Origin of the sequence: Sphingomonas colocasiae, from assembly GCF_019880585.1 — a bacterium.
Taxonomy (GTDB): Bacteria; Pseudomonadota; Alphaproteobacteria; order Sphingomonadales; family Sphingomonadaceae; genus Sphingobium_A; species Sphingobium_A colocasiae.
Genome location: NZ_JAINVV010000004.1, coordinates 737,305 through 757,521 on the forward strand (window position 1 = coordinate 737,305; position 20,217 = coordinate 757,521).

Annotated in this window: 21 protein-coding genes; 12 read left to right on the plus strand and 9 right to left on the minus strand. The window is 67.3% G+C overall.

Annotation, left to right across the window (positions count from 1 at the left end):
- Positions 1-11 precede the first annotated feature (11 nt).
- Positions 12-518, plus strand: coding sequence for a MarR family winged helix-turn-helix transcriptional regulator (locus K7G82_RS09830; RefSeq protein WP_246623398.1), 507 nt, complete (start codon positions 12-14; stop codon positions 516-518).
- Positions 515-1,138: a Pr6Pr family membrane protein gene (locus K7G82_RS09835; protein ID WP_343228556.1), complete on the plus strand. Its 624-nt coding sequence runs from the start codon at positions 515-517 to the stop codon at positions 1,136-1,138. The genes K7G82_RS09830 and K7G82_RS09835 overlap by 4 nt, the downstream gene beginning before the upstream one ends.
- 15 nt (positions 1,139-1,153) lie before the next feature.
- Here K7G82_RS09835 and K7G82_RS09840 read toward each other — a convergent pair whose 3' ends face one another.
- On the minus strand, positions 1,154-1,915 hold the full coding sequence (locus tag K7G82_RS09840) for an NRDE family protein (protein ID WP_222989663.1): 762 nt from the start codon (positions 1,913-1,915) through the stop codon (positions 1,154-1,156).
- Positions 1,916-2,043: 128 nt separating this feature from the next.
- Between K7G82_RS09840 and K7G82_RS09845 the strand changes: the two genes are divergently transcribed.
- The 3 genes from K7G82_RS09845 (at position 2,044) to K7G82_RS09855 (ending at position 5,356) form a co-directional block, all read left to right on the plus strand.
- On the plus strand, positions 2,044-2,520 hold the full coding sequence (locus K7G82_RS09845) for an anthrone oxygenase family protein (RefSeq protein ID WP_222989664.1): 477 nt from the start codon (positions 2,044-2,046) through the stop codon (positions 2,518-2,520).
- Positions 2,521-2,622: 102 nt separating this feature from the next.
- Positions 2,623-5,118 carry a putative bifunctional diguanylate cyclase/phosphodiesterase gene (locus K7G82_RS09850; RefSeq protein WP_222989665.1) on the plus strand — a complete coding sequence of 832 codons (2,496 nt, stop codon included), beginning with the start codon at positions 2,623-2,625 and terminating at the stop codon, positions 5,116-5,118.
- 88 nt (positions 5,119-5,206) lie between these two features.
- Complete coding sequence (locus K7G82_RS09855; RefSeq protein ID WP_222989666.1) at positions 5,207-5,356, plus strand: hypothetical protein; 150 nt, start codon at positions 5,207-5,209, stop codon at positions 5,354-5,356.
- Here the strand turns inward: K7G82_RS09855 and K7G82_RS09860 are convergent.
- Complete coding sequence (locus tag K7G82_RS09860) at positions 5,338-6,300, minus strand: LysR family transcriptional regulator (protein WP_222989667.1); 963 nt, start codon at positions 6,298-6,300, stop codon at positions 5,338-5,340. The genes K7G82_RS09855 and K7G82_RS09860 overlap by 19 nt on opposite strands.
- Before the next feature lie 147 nt (positions 6,301-6,447).
- On the opposite strand from K7G82_RS09860, the gene K7G82_RS09865 reads away from it, so the two are divergent.
- The gene (locus K7G82_RS09865) at positions 6,448-6,774 is read left to right on the plus strand and encodes a UrcA family protein (RefSeq protein ID WP_222989668.1); all 327 of its coding nucleotides are present in this window, start codon (positions 6,448-6,450) and stop codon (positions 6,772-6,774) included.
- Between the two features lie 7 nt (positions 6,775-6,781).
- Here K7G82_RS09865 and K7G82_RS09870 read toward each other — a convergent pair whose 3' ends face one another.
- The 5 genes from K7G82_RS09870 to K7G82_RS09890 all read right to left on the minus strand — a co-directional run bounded on the left by K7G82_RS09870 (position 6,782) and on the right by K7G82_RS09890 (position 10,102).
- On the minus strand, positions 6,782-8,167 hold the full coding sequence (locus K7G82_RS09870; RefSeq protein WP_222989669.1) for a sensor histidine kinase: 1,386 nt from the start codon (positions 8,165-8,167) through the stop codon (positions 6,782-6,784).
- Positions 8,168-8,854, minus strand: a complete 687-nt coding sequence (locus tag K7G82_RS09875) for a winged helix-turn-helix domain-containing protein (RefSeq protein ID WP_222989670.1) — start codon at positions 8,852-8,854, stop codon at positions 8,168-8,170.
- A 2-nt stretch (positions 8,855-8,856) separates the two neighbouring features.
- Positions 8,857-9,261, minus strand: a complete 405-nt coding sequence (locus K7G82_RS09880; RefSeq protein WP_222989671.1) for a PDZ domain-containing protein — start codon at positions 9,259-9,261, stop codon at positions 8,857-8,859.
- Positions 9,258-9,809 carry a DUF1003 domain-containing protein gene (locus K7G82_RS09885; RefSeq protein ID WP_222989672.1) on the minus strand — a complete coding sequence of 184 codons (552 nt, stop codon included), beginning with the start codon at positions 9,807-9,809 and terminating at the stop codon, positions 9,258-9,260. Before K7G82_RS09885 ends, K7G82_RS09880 begins: the two co-directional genes overlap by 4 nt.
- Before the next feature lie 68 nt (positions 9,810-9,877).
- Positions 9,878-10,102: a hypothetical protein gene (locus tag K7G82_RS09890; protein WP_222989673.1), complete on the minus strand. Its 225-nt coding sequence runs from the start codon at positions 10,100-10,102 to the stop codon at positions 9,878-9,880.
- A gap of 244 nt (positions 10,103-10,346) precedes the next feature.
- Here K7G82_RS09890 and K7G82_RS09895 point away from each other — a divergent pair, with 244 nt between their 5' ends.
- Genes K7G82_RS09895 through mprF form a run of 5 tightly spaced genes read left to right on the plus strand, consistent with a single transcriptional unit; the run spans position 10,347 to position 16,066 of the window.
- Positions 10,347-10,712 (plus strand): DUF6491 family protein, encoded by a 366-nt coding sequence (locus tag K7G82_RS09895; protein ID WP_222989674.1) that lies wholly within the window; start codon positions 10,347-10,349, stop codon positions 10,710-10,712.
- A gap of 43 nt (positions 10,713-10,755) precedes the next feature.
- The gene (locus K7G82_RS09900; protein WP_222989675.1) at positions 10,756-12,219 is read left to right on the plus strand and encodes an AcvB/VirJ family lysyl-phosphatidylglycerol hydrolase; all 1,464 of its coding nucleotides are present in this window, start codon (positions 10,756-10,758) and stop codon (positions 12,217-12,219) included.
- Positions 12,216-13,022, plus strand: coding sequence for a virulence factor (locus tag K7G82_RS09905; protein ID WP_222989676.1), 807 nt, complete (start codon positions 12,216-12,218; stop codon positions 13,020-13,022). The genes K7G82_RS09900 and K7G82_RS09905 overlap by 4 nt, the downstream gene beginning before the upstream one ends.
- Before the next feature lie 12 nt (positions 13,023-13,034).
- Positions 13,035-13,454, plus strand: coding sequence for a DUF2147 domain-containing protein (locus tag K7G82_RS09910; protein ID WP_222989677.1), 420 nt, complete (start codon positions 13,035-13,037; stop codon positions 13,452-13,454).
- Between the two features lie 5 nt (positions 13,455-13,459).
- Positions 13,460-16,066, plus strand: coding sequence for a bifunctional lysylphosphatidylglycerol flippase/synthetase MprF (gene mprF, locus K7G82_RS09915; RefSeq protein WP_343228557.1), 2,607 nt, complete (start codon positions 13,460-13,462; stop codon positions 16,064-16,066).
- 10 nt (positions 16,067-16,076) lie between these two features.
- Here the strand turns inward: mprF and K7G82_RS09920 are convergent, their stop codons facing one another.
- Positions 16,077-16,940 carry a MipA/OmpV family protein gene (locus K7G82_RS09920; protein WP_222989678.1) on the minus strand — a complete coding sequence of 288 codons (864 nt, stop codon included), beginning with the start codon at positions 16,938-16,940 and terminating at the stop codon, positions 16,077-16,079.
- 83 nt (positions 16,941-17,023) lie between these two features.
- Complete coding sequence (locus tag K7G82_RS09925) at positions 17,024-18,049, minus strand: dipeptidase (protein ID WP_222989679.1); 1,026 nt, start codon at positions 18,047-18,049, stop codon at positions 17,024-17,026.
- 61 nt (positions 18,050-18,110) lie between these two features.
- Between K7G82_RS09925 and K7G82_RS09930 the strand changes: the two genes are divergently transcribed.
- Positions 18,111-20,105 carry a M3 family metallopeptidase gene (locus K7G82_RS09930; protein ID WP_222989680.1) on the plus strand — a complete coding sequence of 665 codons (1,995 nt, stop codon included), beginning with the start codon at positions 18,111-18,113 and terminating at the stop codon, positions 20,103-20,105.
- Positions 20,106-20,217 lie beyond the last annotated feature (112 nt).

Genomic DNA, 20,217 nt, shown 5'->3' on the forward strand with positions numbered 1-20,217 from the left:
AGGTTGGCGCGATGACCGAGCCCGAGAAACCGCATGCGCACCCGGCACAACTGGCGATGGATCTCGACCGTTCGGTTTCGGTGCTGATCAATTTCGTCGCGACGAAGCTCACCGCGAGCGGTTCTGCCGCCTATCGCGCGCGCTTCGGGCTCAACATCACCGAGTTCCGCGTCCTCGCGATGCTCGCGGTCGAACCCGATATCCTCGGTCGTCGCTTCACCGAAGTGATGGGGCTCGATCCCGGCGCGGCGAGCCGGACGCTCAAGGGGCTGGAAGCGCGGGGGCTGGTGGTCAGCCGTATCGACGACCGTCACCCCGCCTATCGCCGCTGGTCGCTGACCGCCGCCGGCGCGGCGCTGCAGGACGAAGCTGTCCCGATCGCGTTGGAACGCGCGCGGATATTGCTTCAGGATTTCGACGCGGACGAGGAAGCGCGGCTTGTCGACTTCCTGCGCAGGATGCTGAAGCGGATGCCCGATGTGTCCGCGCTGAACGGCGATGCGGGGGAGGCGGGGTGATCGATATCGGCCCGGTCGGGCGCAGAGTGGCGGCGGGACTGATCGCACTGGTCGGCTGGATCGGGATCGGGGTTCAGCTCGATGCGAGCACCGTCCTGGCGGGCTCGGTCCTGGGCGCGGTCTGGACGATGCTGCTGTTCTTCACGATCATCGCCAATCTGCTGGCCGCGATCGTCATGACCGGGATCGCGCTCGATCGGCGCGCTTTCACGGCGCCCGTCACGATCGGCGGCGTCACGATCGCGATCCTGCTCGTCGGCGTGGTCTATGCGCTGCTGCTGCGCGGTTTGCTCGAATTGAGCGGCGGCGCGTGGCTTGCCGATGTCCTGCTTCACAGCGTCACGCCGGTGCTGGTGCCGCTCTATTGGCTGCTGCTCGCGCCCAAGGGCGGATTGACGTGGCGCGCGCCCTTCCTCTGGGCGTGCCTGCCGCTCGCCTATTTCGGCTATGCGTTGGTGCGCGGCGGCCTGGAAGCGCGTTATCCCTATCCCTTCATGAATGTCGCGAAGATCGGATGGGCGGCGACGCTGACCAACGCGACGGCGATGGCCGTGGGTTTCCTCCTCGTCGGTTTTGCCCTCGTCTGGCTGGACCGGCGTCTGGCGCGGGGCGGCCGCTGAGCCGGCGTCACCGCGTCAGTCCGGCCAGGTGAAGTCCATCATCGTCTCGCCGGTCGTCACACCGTCCGGCCCATAGCGTCGTTCGACGATCACGCCCCGGCCGCGATCGTCGATTGCGACGACGGTGCCACAGCGCGTGCCATAAACGGGATTGCGGATGAAGATCGGCGACAATGCGGGCTCCTGCGGCACGTCCGACGCGGCGACCGTGCGGAGCCCGACATCGGGCAGCACATCTTCGCGAAGACCGTCGAGCAATGTTTCGGGATGCATCGCGTCGCGCACGATCCAGTCCAGCATCAGCGCCTTTAGCCTGAGCGTCTTGGGCCATGGCTCGTCGAGCGTGCCGTTGGACAGGCCGTAGATGCCCGGCGCGAGCAGGCTGCGCTGCGCTTCGGGCCGGTTGGACAGGAACAGCGCGCGATCGCGATCGGCGACGATCAGATTGAAGGGATTGAAATCCGCGAGCGCGGCGTGATCCGCATCGGCATAGGCGCCGTGCCCGGCCAGAAGATCGGTGACGAGCGCACCGCGTGACGCGCGATCGGGGTTCGGCCCGCCATGGCCGCGCAAATTGGTGACGACGGCGAAGCGGCCCTGTTCGGAAACGCCCATCCAGGTGCCGCCAGATGCCAGATCGCGCCCCGCGATCAGATGGTCGGGATCGTCCCACCGCGCGAGCGGGCTGGCGGGGCGGGCGTGAAGCTCGTCGCGATTGCCCGCGACGACCAGGCGCCAGCGCGGATGCGATCGCCATGCGAAGGCCAGGACACACATGGCCGAACCATTGCCCGCCGCGCCGCCCGCTGGCGACCGAAAAAAGCGCGCTCGACAAAGAACCGTGACAAAATCTTGGCGGGAGCACAGTCTCGTCTCCGTCGAACCCCCATGAAGGGAGTCTCGCCATGACCGACACGATCGTCTCCGTATCGCTTCTCGTCGCCGCGGTCGCCGCCATCCTGGTCGGCGGCATCTTCCATGCCTTTTCGTCCTTCGTGATGGCCGGGCTCGGCCGTATCCCCTCCGATCAGGGGGCGAACGCCATGCGGGCGATCAACGTCACCGTGTTCACGCCCAGCTTCATGATCCCGTTCATGGGCATGGTGCCGTTCAGCCTCGCGCTCGCGGGCTGGGCGCTGTTTGCCTGGGATCGCGCGGGTTCGGGCCTGATCCTGACCGGCGCGCTTCTGTATCTGTTCGGCTGCTTCGGCGTGACGATGGCCTTCAACGTGCCGCTCAACAACCGGCTCGCCGCCGTCCAGCCCGCCGGGGAGACGGCGCTATGGGCGCATTATCGACAAGCCTGGACCCGCTGGAACACGGTGCGGACGATCGCGCCGGTGCTCGCGGGTCTGTCGTTCGTCCTGGCGTTTCCTGCCTGAACGACAATCAGCCTTAACCGTCCATGCACCCTGATATGATTTGGCGCGTTTAGCTTCTCTTCAGCATGGCGGGCCTAACGACCCAGTCCCGAAGGGAGCCGAGTGCACGTACGTCATATCCTGCCGATCCTGTTCCTGCTGCTCGCGGTATTCTGGCCGGGGGCGGCGTCGGCGGAGAGCGTCGAGCTGAGGTCGCATTTCTGCCACGCCAATGCGCCGGCGGACAGCGCGCCGGATGCGGGCACGGTCCGCGGCCTGGCCTTTGATTGCAGTGCAAGGAAAGCCACAGGCTATCATGATCGCTGGCTTTGGCTGCGGCTCGATACCGCCCAGCTCACCGGCACGGATGCGGCCAGCCTGGCGGCACTGCCGATCAGGTGGCGGCTGCTCATCGATCAGGCGCGTTTCGACCGGGTTGCGATCGTGGTCATCGACTCGCACGGGCGGGCCCAGGAAATCGTGCGGGCCGCCGGCGATCTCGACAGGAACTGGGCGCCCGGCGGTTTGCAGCGCTTCGTCGTCGATCGCCCGGGCCGCGACGTCCGGCAGATCCATATCGGCTATTACAGGCTGGCCGATCTCGGCCTGATGCGAAAGGTGACGGCGGCAAGCCCGGAGACCGCGCGGCGGCTGAGCGACCGCTGGCTGCTGTTGATGGGGCTGTTCAGCGGCGCGCTGCTTTCGGCCTTCGCCTATAATCTGGTGATCTATATCGGGCATCGCCAGACTTTCCAGCGTTGGTATCTCATCTGGGCGGCCACCGTGCTTGCCTATGGGCTGATCTGGACAAATGTGATCGCGCTGCTGCTGCCCGGCTTCGTCGGGCCGGTCGCGGTCCGGCTCGATTTCATCCTGGTCGGCGTCATGATCGGCACCGGCAACGTCTTCTTCCTGGCGGTGATCGAGGAAGGCGTGTTGCCGCGCTGGCTGCATCGCGCCGGCCGCGTGCTGGCGCTGATCGGCATCCTGCTCGGCGCCGCCGCCTCGGCCGACCAGATCCTGCCCGCCGCGCTGATGGACCGGCTGATGAACTACGCCATCCTCGCCAGCGCGATCTCGGTCTTTGTCGGCGTCTGCTATGCGATCCGCCGGGGCAGCCGCATCGTCTGGTTCTATCTGCTGGGCTGGACGCCGGTGCTCGTCATCTTCGCGCTGCGGCTGGCGCGCAACCTGGGTTTCCTGCCGCAGAACGATCTGGTCGACCTCGCGACCTTCGGCACGCTCGCCTTCGAGTCGATCGCGCTTTCTCTCGCGATCGCCGATCGCTTCCGTCTGTTGCGCCGCGAACGCGACCTGGCCGAACAGGCGCGCGCCGCGATCGCGATCGAAAGCGACACGTTGCGGCGTGCGGCGCAGACCGACTTCCTGACCGGCCTCGGCAATCGCGCATCGTTCCAGGCGGCGTTGCGCACCAGCATGGAATCGAGCGCGCGCGGCATCCAGCTCTATCTGATCGATGTCGACAATCTGAAGGAGATCAACGACCGGCTGGGTCATGACGGCGGCGATGCGCTGCTGGTGCATGTCGGCGAGATGCTGCGCGGCGCGGCGGGCGCCGACGAACATGTCGCGCGCATCGGCGGTGACGAGTTCGCCCTGATCCTGACACGGCCGGACGAACGGCGCATCGCCGAAATTTCCGAAACGCTCGACATGATGCAGGGTGAGGTCTGGAGCTATGGCGGGCGAAGCTGGGCGCTGTCGCTGAGCATCGGCCTTGCCCGTTACCCCGAGGATGCTCTGGACGCCGATCCGCTGTACAAGAATGCCGATCTGGCGCTGTACGAGGCCAAGCTGCGCGGTCGCCGTCGCCTGCATCGCTATGACCCCAGCCTGCGCGCGGAGATCGATCGCAGCGCGGCGCTGGCGCGCGACGCGCATCTGGGGCTGGAGCGCGACGAATTCGTCCTCCATTATCAGCCGATCGTGGAACTGGAGAGCGGCCGCGTCGCCAGCTACGAGGCATTGCTGCGCTGGCAGCACCCCGAACATGGCGTGCTGACGCCGTCGGTGTTCGGCAGCGTGCTGGTCGACCCGAAGATCGGCAGCGCGGTGCAGGATCGTGTATTGGCGCGCGTTCTGACCATGCTCGCCGCGCGGCCCGACGATATCCGCACCGTCTCCATGAACTTCACCGCCGCGCAGCTCGATGGCGCGCACGCCGCACGCCGCCTGCTCGGCCGGCTGGAGGATGCGGGCGTCGCGCCGGAACGGCTGTGCATCGAAGTGACCGAGGATATCGTGCTGGGCCGTTCGGTCGATGCGATGGCGGAGGCCCTGCGCCTGCTTCACGATGCCCGCGTCCAGATCGCTCTCGACGATTTCGGCACCGGCTACGCGTCGCTCATCCATCTGAAGCGCATGCCGATCGATATCCTCAAGATCGATCGTTCCTTCGTGCTCAGCCTGTTCGACGGCGACCGCAGCAGCGAGGCGATCGTGCGGGCGATCATCGGATTGGGCCGGGGCATGCGCAAATCCGTGATTGCGGAGGGGATAGAGACGGTCGCGCAGCGCCAGCGCCTGATCGAACTCGGCTGCACGCTGGGGCAGGGCTATCTGTTCGCGCGGCCGGGGCCGCTCGACGATCTGCGATAGCCGATTGCGTCGATCCCGGGCAACGATGTGGCCGTGTCGGCGGTTGGATTGAATATCCACGCCGTCCGCCACGCGAAGGAGAAGCATGATGGGAGCCGACGAAATCCTGGCGCTGGAGATCTGGAAGGCATTGCGCGGCCGGCCGATCAGCGAAGCCGAGATCGTCGGGGAGGTCGCCGATTACCGACGCTGCCTCGACGCCGTACGTGCGACCGCGCCTCAGGAGGATCCGGACTGATCCTGCACGGCTGACGCCGGCATGATCGATCCCGGCGCCATGCCGGTGCCGGCCTGCGCCTGGCGGCGGGCAAGCTGGGTCAGCCGTTCGCCCAGGAAATCCAGCACCACGCGCACGCGGGGGATATGGCGTGATCGCTCGTGCGTCAGCAGCCAGACGCCGCGTTCCACTTCCTTGGGGATGGGCACGCAGCGGATCAGTTCCGGATCGGTATCGGCGACGAAGCAGGGCAGGGTGGCGAGCCCCATGCCCGACCGCACGGCGGACAGCAGGCCGGTGGCGGAATCATGGTGGATGGCGACGCTGTCGGCCAGACCATGCTGTTCCAGCCAGGCGCGATAGATGCGCCAGACGCCCTTGCCGCCGCCGCCGATGATCACATGATCGATCATGTCGCGGGCGCGGCGCGGCGTGCCGTGGCGCGCCGCATAGTCCCGGCTGCAATAGACCGTCCATGGCTCGTCGGCGACGCGGCGTCCGACCAGTCCGCTGCCTGACGGGCGCCCGGCGCAGCGCAGCGCGATATCGGCTTCGCCCGCTTCCAGGTCGCGCACCTGCTCGCTGGTGTCGAGTTCGATCCGGATCGTCGGATGCGCCTCCCGCAGGTCGCGCAGGATCGGCGCCATGATGGTGACGGCGTGGATTTCCTGCATGGTGAGCCGCACCGTGCCGCTCGCCTCGCGGCCATGCGATCCGGCATCCTCGGCGAAGCGATGCGCGGCCGCCTCCACCGCTTCGGCGCGCTCGCGCAGCGCTTCGCCCACGGCAGTCAGCACGTAACCGGCCTGGCGGCGTTCGAACAGCGTGACGCCCGCCGCGGCCTCGAGCGCCGCGACCCGGCGCGCGGCCGTGGTCTGGCTGACGCCGAGCGACTTGCCCGCCGCGAGCGTGCTGCCCGTGCGTGCGACGGCCAGGAAATAGCGCAGATCGTTCCAGTCGAGCATCCGTGGATCATGCCCCGGTCATGTGATGAGGGCATTCTGCAATAATGCAGTATCGCAGTGCAACATCGTTGTTCGTGCGCACCCGCAGGGCGGTGTATATCGGCCGGGCCGGACAAGACCGGCGACCCAGACATGATGGAGACGGTCATGAAGACCTTGCTAGCGCTGTCCGCGCTTGCCGGAGCCCTGTGCGTGGTGCCGGCCGCCGCGGCCGAAACCCGCCACCCGCCCGTCGTCCGCGCCGTCGCGCACGACGATCTGGACCTGAGCACGGCCAAGGGCCGCAAGACGCTCGACCGCCGCATCGAGATCGCGATCGCCACCGCTTGCGGCGACGCGTCGAGCGCCGATCCGATGGGCTGGAAGGCGATCCAGCGCTGCCGCCTCGACGCGGCCGACCGCGTCTCCGCGCAGCGCGAAGGCGTGATCGCCGCGGCCCAGCGGCAGGGGGGCACACGCATCGCCGCGCAGTGAGCGCGGATTACTGCTGCCGAACGATCGCCGGGCCCAGCGTCATCACGACGCGCAGGCCCGGCTGATTGTCTTCCAGCGCGATCGCGCCGTGATGCAGGCCCGCGACCGCTTCGACCAGCGACAGGCCCAGCCCCGATCCGGGGCGGTGGCGCGACGGATCCAGCCGGCCGAAGCGGCGGAGTGCTTCGCCGCGCCGGTCGGCGGCTATGCCCGGGCCGTTATCGGCCACCGCGATCGCCAATATGCCGTCGCGATCGCGGGCGGTGAGCGTGATCGCGCTGCCGCCATCGCCATGGTTCAGTGCGTTCTCGATCAGGTTGCCGATCGCCTGGCTGACGAGTTCGCGATGCAGGCGCCCGGCGAGGCCGGCCGGCGCATCCGCCGCGATCGCGAATCCGCGATCCTCCACCAGCGGGCCATAGACCTCGACCAGATCGGACAGCAAAATCGCCAGATCGGTCTCGACCAGCGATTCACGCCCGATGCCGGCTTCCGCCCGGCTGATCAGCAATGCAGTCGACAGCATCGAGAGCAGCGTGTCGGCCTCGGCCGACGCCTTTTCCAGCGCGGTGAGAGCTTCGGTATCGCGCGTTTCGACGATCGCGCGTTCCAGCACCGATTTGAGCCGTGTCACCGGGGATCGCAGGTCATGGGCAAGGCCGTCGGTCATCATCCGCAATTGCGACACCAGCGCCTCGATCCGCTGGAGCATCGCATTGATCGATTGGCCGAGCGCGTCGAACGCGTCGCCGCTGCCATCGACCGGAACGCGTTGCGCCAACGCGCCGTCCCCGACCGCCGCCGCGGTCGCGACCACGTTCTGGATCTTGCGGCTCAGCAACCGGCCGAAGATGAGCGTACCGATCAGGGTCAGCGATAGTCCGATCAGCAGTGCCGCGAGCATCGCCTCGGCATTGACGCGGGTCAGCCGCAGATTGGCGTCGATGACATGGCCGGTCAGCAGCCGCGATCCATCGGGCAGCCTGGACGTGGCCACGCCCATATGTTCGGGCTGGTCCGCACCCACGCGGTAAAGGTCGATCGTCCGCCAGTCGGTGTCCAATGGCACGACGGTCGGCCAGGCGGCGATATTCCCCGCGACCGGCATGCCCGCGCGATCGGCGAGCAGGATCACCACCGCGTCGCTCCGCACCGATCGCAGCCGCGTCAGGATCAGGCGTTTCACCTCGGCCTGGCCGCCGCCGGCATAGGCGCCGCGCAACTCGTCGCGCAATTCGCCCACCAGCGCCTGTTGTTCCTCGATCAGTGCATGCTGGCTCGCCTGCTGCACGAACAGCAGCACGCCGGCGGTCACCAGCATCTGGAACAGGAAGGCGAGGACGACCAGTCGCGCGGTCGTCGAACGGGTGAGGCTGCGCCGGCGCGACGCCATTCAGGCGGCTGCCCCCAAACGATAACCCGCTCCCCGGACGGTGTGGAGCAATGGCGTGTCCGATCCGTCGTCCAGCTTGCGGCGCAGGCGACTGACATGGACGTCGATGACGTTGGTGCCGGGATCGAAATGATAGTCCCACACGCCTTCCAGCAGCATCGTGCGGGTGACGACCTGATCGGCATGGCGCAGGAAATATTCGAGCAGGCGGAATTCGCGCGGCTGCAGTTCGATCGTCCGCCCGCCGCGCCGCACCTTGCGGGAAAGCAGGTCCATCTCGAGATCGGCGCAACCGAGGCTGGTCACCACCGCCGATCCCGATCCGCGATGCCGCAGCATCAGCCGAACCCGTGCGAGCAACTCGGCGAAGGCGAAGGGCTTGACCAGATAATCGTCGGATCCCGCGGTCAGGCCGCCGACGCGATCCTCCGTCGAGCCGAGCGCGGAAAGGATGATCACCGGCGTTTCGATCTTCGCCGCGCGCAACGCGCCGAGCAAGGCCATCCCGTCCATCCCCGGCAGCATGCGATCGAGGATGATCGCGTCGTAGCTGCCGTCGCTGGCCAGGAAAAAGCCGTCCCGGCCATTATCGGCATGGTCGAGCACGAAACCCTCTTCGGTCATGCCCTTGACGATATAGCTCGCGGTCGCCTCATCGTCCTCGATCAGCAGCAGCTTGTGCCCCATGCTCAACCCTCAACCTTCGTAAGCGCGACCATCCGGATATGGCGATCATGGACGATATCGAGCGCGATCGCATCGCCCCCGTGGTTATGCAGGCAAGCCGCGGCTTCATCCAGTGTCGAGACGCGGTGGCCGTCGATCGCCGCGATCGCGTCACCGACCGCAACACCCTTCGCCGCGGCCTCACCATCGGAACGCAGGCTGGTGACGACAAGGCCGCGCCCCGTCGCCGCCGGCTCGATCGTCATACCGGGCAGCAGGTCCGACGGCCGGATCGCCATGGTCTGCGCCGCCTGGTTCCCGGCGATCGTCCGCGTCAGCAGCGGTGCGGCGGCGAGAGGCGCGCAGCACAACAGCCAGATGCCCCACCAGGCCATGCTGTTGCGGTGCCCGCCGCGCGCCATCGTCATGCCGTCCGCGCCGGCCCATCAAGGCGCTGCGCGATTGCGGTGATCTGCTGGGTAAGCTGGTCGAGCCGGTCCACGACGCCCTGGTCGATCTTGTGGTGAAGCCGCAGGATCTCCAGCTCCGCGCGCAGATTGACCTCGAAATCGAGGCTGGCGGCGACGCGATCCTTCGCGGACTGGCGGTTCTGGCTCATCATGATGACCGGCGCCTGGATGGCGGCGAGCATCGAGAGCATCAGATTGAGGAAGATATAGGGATAGGGATCGAAGGCCAGGCCGAGATGGCCGAGTATGTCGGTGTTCAGGATCATCCAGCTCAGCAGGATGACGGTGAAGGCGATGATGAAACCCCATGAGCCGCCGATGGCGGCGACGCGATCGGCCAGCCTTTCACCGAAAGTCGCGCGCTCGTCGGCGATGTCGGCGGCGTCGCGGCTGGTCGGCTGGCGCGCCTGCATCGTCTTCAGGACATAATGTTCCTCGGGGTCGAGCGCATCGACCGGCTTGCCCAGCAGGCGAGTGGCGAGTGTCTGGATGTCATGGCCGGTCATGTCGTGTCCCCCGTCTGGATAGGTCCGGAGGATCATCGCGCGATCCTCCGGACGAGGGGCCCATGCTATCATCCGCGAACGGTCGCCGCACGCCGCTTGGTCGCGGCATGATGATGGCGTGCATGATGCGTCGCGGCGGCGGGTGCCGCCTGGGGATTCATGCATTCGTCGGTCACCGTCTTCGAACAGAGCGGTACGTCGCCCTGCGGCGTGGAAACGGTGCGCGGGGTTGCGGCCCCGGCCGCGGTCGCGCCGCCCAGGAGCAGCGCGGTGGCAAGCAGCAGCGTCTTCATGGCACTTCCTTTCGTGATGCGGGCGCACCGTTTCACCGGATCGGCGCGGCGCCCCGCGATCCCGATATTGGGTGATCGGCCCTGGCGAGTCATGTTAAGCTTTGGTCATCCGGCGGCCATCCGGCGCCTCGGGGGGGCAACCTGTCCAAAGCTTAATGCTGCGCCCAGCACGCCGACAGTTTCGCGCGCCTATCGTTCAGTTCATGGCCGGGCAAAGGGCCCGGTGGAACGAAAGGATCGCGATATGTTTCGCAAGCTCCTCATCGGCGCCATGGCCGCGTTCTCGCTGGCGGCCAGCACCGCGCCCGCTCTCGCCGCGCATCAGGCGGCGACCACCGATCGTCAGGCGACGATCCCGTTCGTCGATCTTGGCGGAATCCGGGATTGGCGCGCGGACGGCACCAGCGGCGTCTGGATCCAGGACGCGCATCGGCAATGGTATCATGCCACCTTGATGCAGCCGGCGTTCGACCTGCCCTTTGTCGAGCATATCGGCTTCGCCACCGGCCCGATCTCGACGCTCGACCGTTTCTCCTCGATCGTCGTGCGCGGCCAGTCCTATCCGCTGGCCTCGCTGGTGAAGAGCGACGCACCGCCGGCGAAGCGCTGACACCGTCGCGCTGAACGCTTCGATGAAAAAGGGGGAGGGTGAGATGCCTGTTCCGTTTTTGAAGATCGGGTCGGCCGTGGCTTTGGTCGCGGCGGCCGGCGCGCTCGCGCTTCCGCGCTCGCACGTCACTGCCGGCGCTATACCCGCCGTCGAGCAGGATGCGCCGCGCCCGGTGATGGACGGCACCATGCGGCTGGCGCAGGTGGGGCCGGTCTCCACCTATTTGCCGTCCGGCCCCGTCCGGGGCGTCGCTCTGTTCATGTCGGGTGACGGCGGCTGGAACCTGGGCGTGGTCGATATGGCGAAGGCGCTGACGCGCCAGGGCATCGCGGTCGCCGGCTTCTCGACGCCCGCCTTTCAAAAGGCGCTCGAGAAAGGCGCTGACCGCTGCATCAATCCGAACTATGCGCTGGCCGCGCTCGCGCAGGATTTCGAGCATCGCGCCGGGCTCGATCACTATATGAAGCCGATCCTGGTCGGCTATTCCTCTGGCGCGACGCTTGCCTATGGCGCGCTGGCACAGGCACCCGCGGGGTCCTATCGCGGCGCGGTCTCGCTCGGCTTCGGTCCCGATATCAGCGGCGGCAAGCCCTGGTGCGCGGCACCCGGCCTGTCGGTTTCGCGGATCACCAAGCCGGCGGGCTGGCTGTTCGCGCCGGTTCCGCATCTGTCCGCGCCATGGCTGGTGTTGCAGGGCCTTGACGATCAGGTCGTCCAGCCCGCGGTCACGCGCAGCTTCACGGGCAGGATTCCGGAGGCCCAGTTGATCGAACTCGCCAAGGTCGGCCATGGCTTCTCGGTGCAGGCGAACTGGATGCCGCAATTCGCCGCCGCCTTCGCGCCGATGCTGGAAAGCGCTTCGTCGTCGATCGGTTCCTCCGCCAGCATCGACGATCTGCCGCTCAACATCGTTACCGATCCGGCCGCGCCGCGCACCAGCCTGATGGCGGTGATGTATTCGGGCGACGGCGGTTGGGTCGGCCTGGACCGCGCGGTCGCGGCGCGGCTGGCGGCGTCCGGCGTGCCCGTGGTCGGTGTCGACAGCCTCGACTATTTCTGGAATGCCAAGACGCCGCAGCAGGCGGGCAGCGACCTCGGCCGGATCGTCAATCATTTCAGCCAGCAATGGCAGCGCCCCAGGCTGCTGTTGCTCGGTTATTCGTTCGGCGCGGACGATCTGCCCTTCATCGTCGACGCAATGCCCCAGGTCCTGCGGCCGGCGCTTGCCCGCGTCGCCATGCTGGGGCTGAGCGGCAGCGCCGATTTCCAGTTCCATCTCGCCTCCTGGCTCGATGTGGAGGGGGCCAATGCATTGCCGACGGTGCCGCAGATCCGGCGGATGCCGAACGTGCCGTTCCAGTGCATTCGCGGCGCGCGCGAAACCGACAGCGCCTGTTCCGCGCTGGCCGCGCCGTCCATCGCGCAAGCCGTGGTGCCGGGCGGTCATCATTTCGACGGCAATGCGGATCTGATCGCGGCGACGGTGCTGCGCGGGATCCGCGCATGAAGGGGCGGGGCAGGCTGGCCCTGGGCCTGCTGGGTCTTCTCGTCGCCGCGCTTTTCGGTTTCGCCGTCCATATCGGCTATTTCGGCGGCCCGGTCTTCACCGATGTGCCGGCGACGTCGCCGGCGGCACCGGGACGGGGCGGGGTCGCGGCGGTGATCCTGTCGGGTGATATGGGGTTCAAGGTCGGCATGGGGCCGCGCATCGCCCGGCGCCTGGCGGCCGACGGCATTCCGGTGGTGGGCGTCAATTCGCTGGCTTATTTCCGGCATGAACGCACGCCCGACGAGGTGGCCGCCCTGGTCGCCTCCGCCGCGCGGCGCGCGCTGGCGTTCGGCCACGCCCGCCGGCTCGTCCTGATCGGCCAGTCGTTCGGTGCGGACATGCTGCATGTCGGACTGACGCGGCTGTCGCCCGATCTGCGCGCCAGGGTCAGGCTGGTGGCGCTGGTGGTGCCGACGGACACGCTCTTCTTCCGCGCATCGCCGTCCGAACTGTTCAACTGGGCGAAGCCCGATGCGCTCGCGCTACCGACCGCGCGCGCGCTCACCTGGGTGCCGGTGGTCTGCATCCATGGCGAGGACGAGACCGAAAGCCTGTGTCCGCTGCTCGGCCAGCCCAATGTCCGGAGCGTCGCCCTGCCCGGCGGCCATCCCCTCGACGGCGATGTCGATGCGGTGCATCGCGTGCTCGCCGCCACCATCGACCGTGTATTCCCGCGCTACGCCAACATTACCAAAATTTCGGGAATCCCCCATGCTGCCATCATCGCGCAGCCGCTAATCTCGACGCAACCGAAGCGTTAGATGGAGGATGTCATGAGGTGCAGGTCGCTTGCGGCGCTTTCCGCCGCAGCCCTGATGGCGCTGGTGCCGGTCGGCGCGGGCGCGGCGGTTTCTCCCGGCACTGGGGTGATCGGCACCTGGGTCAATCCCAAGGGCTCGGTGAAGGTGCAGACGGGCGGATGCGGCGACAAGCTGTGCGGCTGGGTGGTCTGGGCCAATCCCCAGGCGACCGCCGATGCGCACGAGGCAGGCGTGGACAAGCTGATCGGCGTGGCCTTGCTCCAGGATTATCGCGCCACCGGCCCCGGGCGATGGCAGGGCCGGGTCTATGTGCCCGACTTGGGAAAGACCTATTATTCGACGATCCGCCAGCTCGATGCCAACAGCCTGAAGATCAGCGGCTGCATCCTGGGCGGGTGGATCTGCAAGTCGCAGACCTGGCAGCGGGGCTGATCGCCATGAACGCGCTGAGGGGCGGGGTGCGGCACATGCTGGAACGATATGGAGTCGCGATCAGGATCGTGGGGATCCTCGGCGTCGCGGCGCTCGGTTTCTTCGCGCTGCACGCATTGCTTGCCGATGTCCATGCGCGCGACGTGCGCGCCGCCTTTCATCAGGTCGGCGCGGGTCAGCTTGCCGGGGCGATCGCGCTGACCGCGATCAGCTATTTCCTGCTCACGCTCTACGACGTGCTGGCGCTCAGGATCATCGGTCGGCCGCTTCCCTATCGCACCGCCGCGCTCGCCGCGCTCACCAGCTACACGCTCAGCCACAATTTCGGTTTCGCGCTGCTGACCGGCGGGCCGGCGCGCTATCGGATCTACAGCGCGGCCGGGCTGGAAGCCGCCGATATCCTGCGCGTGATCGCGACGGCCAGCATCACCTTCTGGGCCGGCATCATCGTGATGGCCGCGGCCGCGCTGGCCGTCCATCCGGTTCCACTGGCGTTCGGCGCATGGGCGGTGCCGATCGCGGCGCAACGCGCGCTTGGGATCGCCACCATCGTCGCGGTCGGCCTGTCGATCCTGGCGCTGCGCGGCGGCACACGCACCATCCATATCTTCAAATGGCATTTCCCGCGGCCAACCGCCGGGCAGGCGTGCCTGCAGGTCGGCCTCGCCGCGCTGGATCTCGCCGCCGCGAGCGCGGCGTTGCTTGTCCTGGTGCCGGGCGCCGGCCTCTCCGTCTTCCCCACCGTCTTTCTGGGCTATGCGCTGGGCATCGTCGTCGCGTTGCTCAGCCATGTGCCCGGCGGGGTCGGCGTGTTCGAAGCGGTCGTGATCGCCGCGCTGCCCGGTGTGGATCCCCCGAAGCTGCTGGCCGCGCTGATCCTCTATCGCGTCGTCTATTATCTGCTGCCGCTCGGGCTGGGCGCGATCCTGTTCGCCATCCATGAGCGGCGCAGCATCCGGCGCCCGCTCGCAACCGCCTTCGGCGCGTTGCGCTTCGCGCTGCACGGCATCGCGCCGACCTTCCTGTCCGGGCTGGTCTTTGTCGGCGGGGTCGTGCTGCTCGTGTCGGGGTCTTTGCCCGCGATCCCCGCGCGGCTTCATCTGTTGCGCGATCTGGTGCCCTTGCCCTTTGTCGAGGCTTCGCACATCGCCGCGAGCCTGGCAGGCACGGCGCTGCTGCTGATCGCGCCGGGCCTGTATCGCCGGCTCGATGCCGCCTTCCTGATGTGCCGAGCGCTGCTGCTCGCGGGCGCGGCCTTCTCGCTGGCCAAGGGCATCGATTATGAGGAAGCGCTGATCCTTCTCGGCATTGCCGGGCTGCTCCAGCTTTCGCATCCCGCATTCTACCGCCGGACCGCGATGACGGGGCTTCCCGGCACGCCGCGTGCGCTCGCCACCGTCGTCGTCGCGCTGGCGCTGTCGACCTGGATCGGCTTCTTCGCCTTCAAGCATGTCGCCTATCAGGATGATCTCTGGTGGCGCTTCGCATGGAGTGGCGATGCCTCGCGCTTCCTGCGCGGGAGCTTCGCGGCCGCGATCGTGCTGGTCGGCGTGGCGGTATACCGGCTGTTCGGCCATGCGCGTCCGCCCGCGACCGAGCCGCTTGCCGATGATGGCGGCATCACCCAGCCCGCGCTTGCGCACAGCCAGCGCACCGACGCCATGCTCGCGCTGACCGGCGACAAGCGATTCCTGCGCTCGGAGAGCGGCGAAGCGTTGCTCATGTATCAGGTGCAGGGGCAGAGCTGGATCGTGATGGGCGATCCGATCGGTCCGAAGACCGAATGGCCCGACCTGCTCTGGCGGATGCGCGAGATGGCGGACGCCGCGCAGGGGCGGGTGCTGCTCTACCAGATTTCACTGGCGTCGGTGCCGGTGGCGATCGATCTCGGTTTGCAGCTCGTCAAATATGGCGAGGAAGCGAGGGTGGCGCTGCCCGGCTTCACGCTCGATACGCCCGACAGGAAGTCGCTGCGCCATGCCGAACGACGCGCCGAACGCGAAGGCGCGGTGTTCGAGATTGTCGCGGCGGCGGAAGTGCCCGCGATCATGGCCGAACTGCGCGCGGTCTCCGATGCCTGGCTGCGCGCCAAGCGGCAGAGCGAAAAGGCCTTCTCGATCGGCCGCTTCGATCCCGCCTATCTCGCGCGCTTCGATTGCGCGGTCGTCCGCCAGCATGGCCGCATCGTCGCCTTCGCCAATATCTGGACGACGGGCACGCGTGAGGAATTGTCGGTCGATCTGATGCGCCACGCCGAAACCATGCCCTATGGCACGATGGACTATCTGTTCGTCCAGTTGATGAAATGGGGCAGCGCCCAGGGATATCGCTGGTTCAATCTCGGTCTCGCACCGCTCTCCGGCATCGAATCGCGCCGGCTGGCGCCGATGTGGGCGCGGATCGGCGCGCTGCTCTATCGTCATGGCGACGCTTTCTACGGCTTCGAGGGCCTGCGCGCCTATAAGGACAAATTCTCGCCGGTCTGGGAGCAGCGCTATATCGCCGGCCCGCATGGTGTCGGCATGGCACGCGGGCTGATCGATCTGCAGACTTTGGTGAGCGGTGGCGCAAAGAGCGTCGCAGGCCGCAAGCGGCTCGCGCTGGTCGCCTGAGCGGGCGTCGTCAGAAACTATAGGCCAGGCCGACCGCGCCGCTCCACTGATTGGGGCTGCCGGCCATGTCGACGATGGGGGAGCGACGATAGGCACCCAGCAGGCGTCCATAGCCGCCGGTCACGAACACGCCCAGGCCATGGGTCAGATTGCCCGTCAGCGAATGGGCCAGCAACATGCTTGCATTCCAGTCCTTCCACCCGGCCTTGTCCGCGCCCGTATAGGCCGGCAGGCCGCTCGCCGCGCTGCCCGCGGCATCGACGTCGTAATAATAGCGCCCGAATCCTCTGCCGACATGATCGGCCGATAGCGAAATGCTGGCATAGGCGGTGTGCGACAGCGGCGTCGCATAGTCGATGCTGGGGCTGACGATCGCGCTGCGATGCGCGCCGCTCACGTCATGCTGGTAGGACAGGCCGAACGACAAGGTGTCATAGGGGCTGGTGACGACGCCGGTGCGCTGGATGCCTGCCCAGCCGCCGAGCTCCAGCGCCTTTCTGCGCTTGCCCAACGCCGCGACCGCGCTGTCGTCGATCATCGAATTGCGATCGAGCCGCAGCGCCGCGAGCGGCCCCAGTTGCAGCTTCCATCCCGGCTTGCCGCTGTCCGGAATCGCATCGAGGTAGAATGCGGTTCCCTGGCTGTTGAACGACAGGCCGGATACTTGCCCCTGGATCGCGAGCGTCGGCAGCGCGATCGTCGAATCCGATCCGATATAGCTGGGCGTCACCGCCAGGCCGGCGCCGATGGTGATCCGGTCGCCGCCGATATCGATGTCGTTATCCGAAGCGCCGGTGCTGCCCTGGGCCAATGCAGGGGTGGCTGCTGCGAACAGCAGCGACAGCCAGAGCATCGGTTTGGCGATCGATCTCATCCCGCACTGTCCTGTCGATGGCGCGGCGCGCGCCGATCGTCCGGCGATAAACGAAAGGCGCGTTCCGCCCGCTGGCGGGCGGGTTAAACATCGGTCATCTCCTGGACGGCGGCATCGACCGGGCGCCAGCAGGCGTCGGCGACGCGGCGCCAGTTACCGCCCAGGATCTGGCGAATCGCCGCGTCCGGATAGCCCAGCCCGATCAGCCGCTCGACGATGCCCGTCAGCCCTTCGGGGCCGATCATCGGAACGGTCTCATCCATGTCGGCGGGCAGCGTGTCCTTGTGCGTGCGGAAATATTCGAGCAGTTCCTCGCGATCATAGACATAGTCGAGCGCGATGCCGACATGCTCCGGCCCGACCAGCGACACGGCATGGTCGATATGCGCGACGATCGCCGTGTCGAGATCGGCGCCGCGCGGACCGAGGAAATCGCCGAGCCCGTTGATGCCGACGACCCCGCCGGTTTCGGCGCAGGCGCGGATGAGTGCATCGGGAATGTTGCGGGGGTGCTGGTAGACCGCACTGCAATTGGAATGGGAGAAGATCACCGGCGCTTGCGCGGCCTCAAGCACGTCCATCGCGGTACGATGTCCGGTATGCGTGCAGCAGACTGTCATGCCGACGCGGTTCATCTCCGCGATCATCGCGCGACCGAACGCCGTCAGCCCGCCATCCTCCGCGTCGAGGCAGCCCCCGCCGGCGAGGTTGGCGCGATTATAGGCGATCAGCATCCAGCGGACGCCGCCCGCATAGAAACGCTCAACCAGATCCAGCCGGTCGGCGATCGCGCAGGCGCCTTCGATGTCGAACAGGATGCCCAGCCTGCCCTCGGCCCGCGCATCGTCGAGATCGGACGGGCGCTCGATCAGACGATACTGCTGCGCGCGCGCGCTGAACCATTCGCGCATCGACGCGAGCATCGCGAAATGCTCGTCGGGGCCGCTCTGGCCGAAGCCGATATTGATCGTGACCGCGTCGAATCCGGCGGCACGGGCGCGCTCGATCTGCGGAAGGAACGCGGTGTCGGCCGGGCGCAGCGGCATGCAGGCGTGATTGTCCCATGCGAAACTGGAGCGGATCAGCGCGGAAGCGGCGGTTTCGGTCACGATCGTCCTCGAAGCTGTTTGGACTGGATACACCCCTGTATCGTGTTCTATAGCATTCGTCATGAGCGAATCTTCATTGACGCAATGGGCAGGGCCGCTGGGCGGCCTGCCGCCCTTCGATCGCACGACACCGGTGGGCATCGAGACCGCCTTTGTCGCGGCGCTTGCCGCCAAGCGTGCCGAGATCGAGCGGGTCGCGACCGATAGGACCGAGCCCGGCTTCGCCAATGTCGTCGAGGCGATCGAGGCCTGTGGAGGGGCGTTGCGCCGGGTCGATGTGCTTCGGCAGATGCAGGTCACCACCGCCGCGTCGCCGGAAATGCAGGCGGTGAACGCCCGGCTCGCATCGCTTGGCGCCGAACTGGACGTCGAGATCGCGCAGGATCGGCGGCTGTTCGAGCGTGTCGAGGCGGTCGCGGCGGGGCCGCTCGAACCCGAGCAGCGCCGGCTGACCGAACAGGTGCTGCAGCGCTTCGTGCGTGGTGGCGCCCGGCTGGACGCGGGCGATCAGGCGGAACTGCGAGAGTTGAACGAGCGGATCGCCGCGCTCCAGGCGCGCTTTCATGCGAACCTGCTGTCCGAAGCGGAGGAACTGGCGGTCGAGGTCGATGATCCCGGCCGGCTGGGCGGCATCGCGGAAACCGCGCTGTCGCAGGCGGCGGCGCTCGCCGAACGGCGTGGCCGACCGGGGACATGGGCATTCGCCGCCAACCGCCCGGCGGTGATGGCGGTCCTCCAGCGCGCGCATGACCGGGATCTTCGGCGAGAGGTGTGGGCGATGTGGATCGGCCGTGGCGCCAATACCGGGCCGCACGACAATCGGCCCGTCGTCAACGCGATCATCGAAAGCCGGGCGGCGCTGGCGCGGCTGATGGGTTATGACAGCTACGCCGAACTGGCCTGTGCGCCGCGCATGGCCGGAACGCCCGAACGCGCCAGGGAATTGCTGGAGCGGATATGGGCGGATGTCCGGCGCATAACCGAGGCCGATCTCGCTGCGTTGGGCGACGATATCGAGCCCTGGGATCGCTTGTACCTGGCCGAACGGATGAAGGTGGAGCGCTTCGGTTTCGATGCCGATGCGGTGCGCGATCACCTCTCGCTCGACACGGTGCTCGCCGCTGTCTTCCATGCGGCGGGCGCGCTTCATGGCCTGAGCTTCCATGCCATGCCCGATGCGCCCCGGCTCCATCCCGACATCCAGGTCTTCGAAGTCCGGCGCGGCGATGCGCCGATCGGCGCGCTCTGGCTCGACCTGATCGCGCGTCCCGGCAAGGGGCATGGATCCTGGCAGTCCGAACTGCGTGGGGCGGAGAGCTTTCGCGGGTACGTGCTGCCGCTATCCTGCATCGTTTCCAGCAATCCGCCGGGGCGGCCGGGCGAGCCGGTGCTGCTCGCCTGGGAATATGCCAATGTGCTGTTCCACGAATTCGGCCATGCGCTCCATATGCTGATGAGCCGCGCCCGCTATCCGTCGCTCGGCAGCACGTCGGTCGCATGGGATTTCGTCGAGGTGCCGGCATTGCTCAACGAGCGCTGGCTGCTCGATCGGGCCTTGCTGCGGCGTTTCGCTCGGCATCATGCGACGGGCGAGCCGATGCCCGATGCGACGATCGACGCGCTCGAGGCCGCGGTGCGGCATGACCGGGTGTTCAGCGTGACCGCCGAATATCTCGCGACCGCCCTGGTGGATCTGGCGATCCATGGAGCGGACCCTGGGGACGCGCAGGCGATCGAGGCGCGCGTGCTGGCGGACATGAACATGCCGCGCGCGATCGATCCGGTGATGTACGTCACCCATTGCTATCACAGCTTCACCGACGTCTATGCCGCCGGCGTCTATTCCTATCTCTGGGCGGACGTGATGGCGGCCGATATCGCGGAGGCGTTCACCGCGACGCCCGATGGTTTGTACGATGCCGAAACCGCCAAGCGCTGGCGCGAGACCATGCTCGAGATCGGCGCGAGCGTTCCGGCGGACGATGCGTTCCGCGCCTTTCGGGGGCGCGATCCCGATGGTGATGCACTGCTGCGGCGGTTCGGTCTGGCGGCTTGAATGACAAGTTCGGTTCCAACAGCCGTGCGGTGGCCGATCCGTAATTGTCATTCCCGCGAACGCGGGAATCCAGGAGATGTCGGCCATAGCGCTCTATGTCACTGGATTCCCG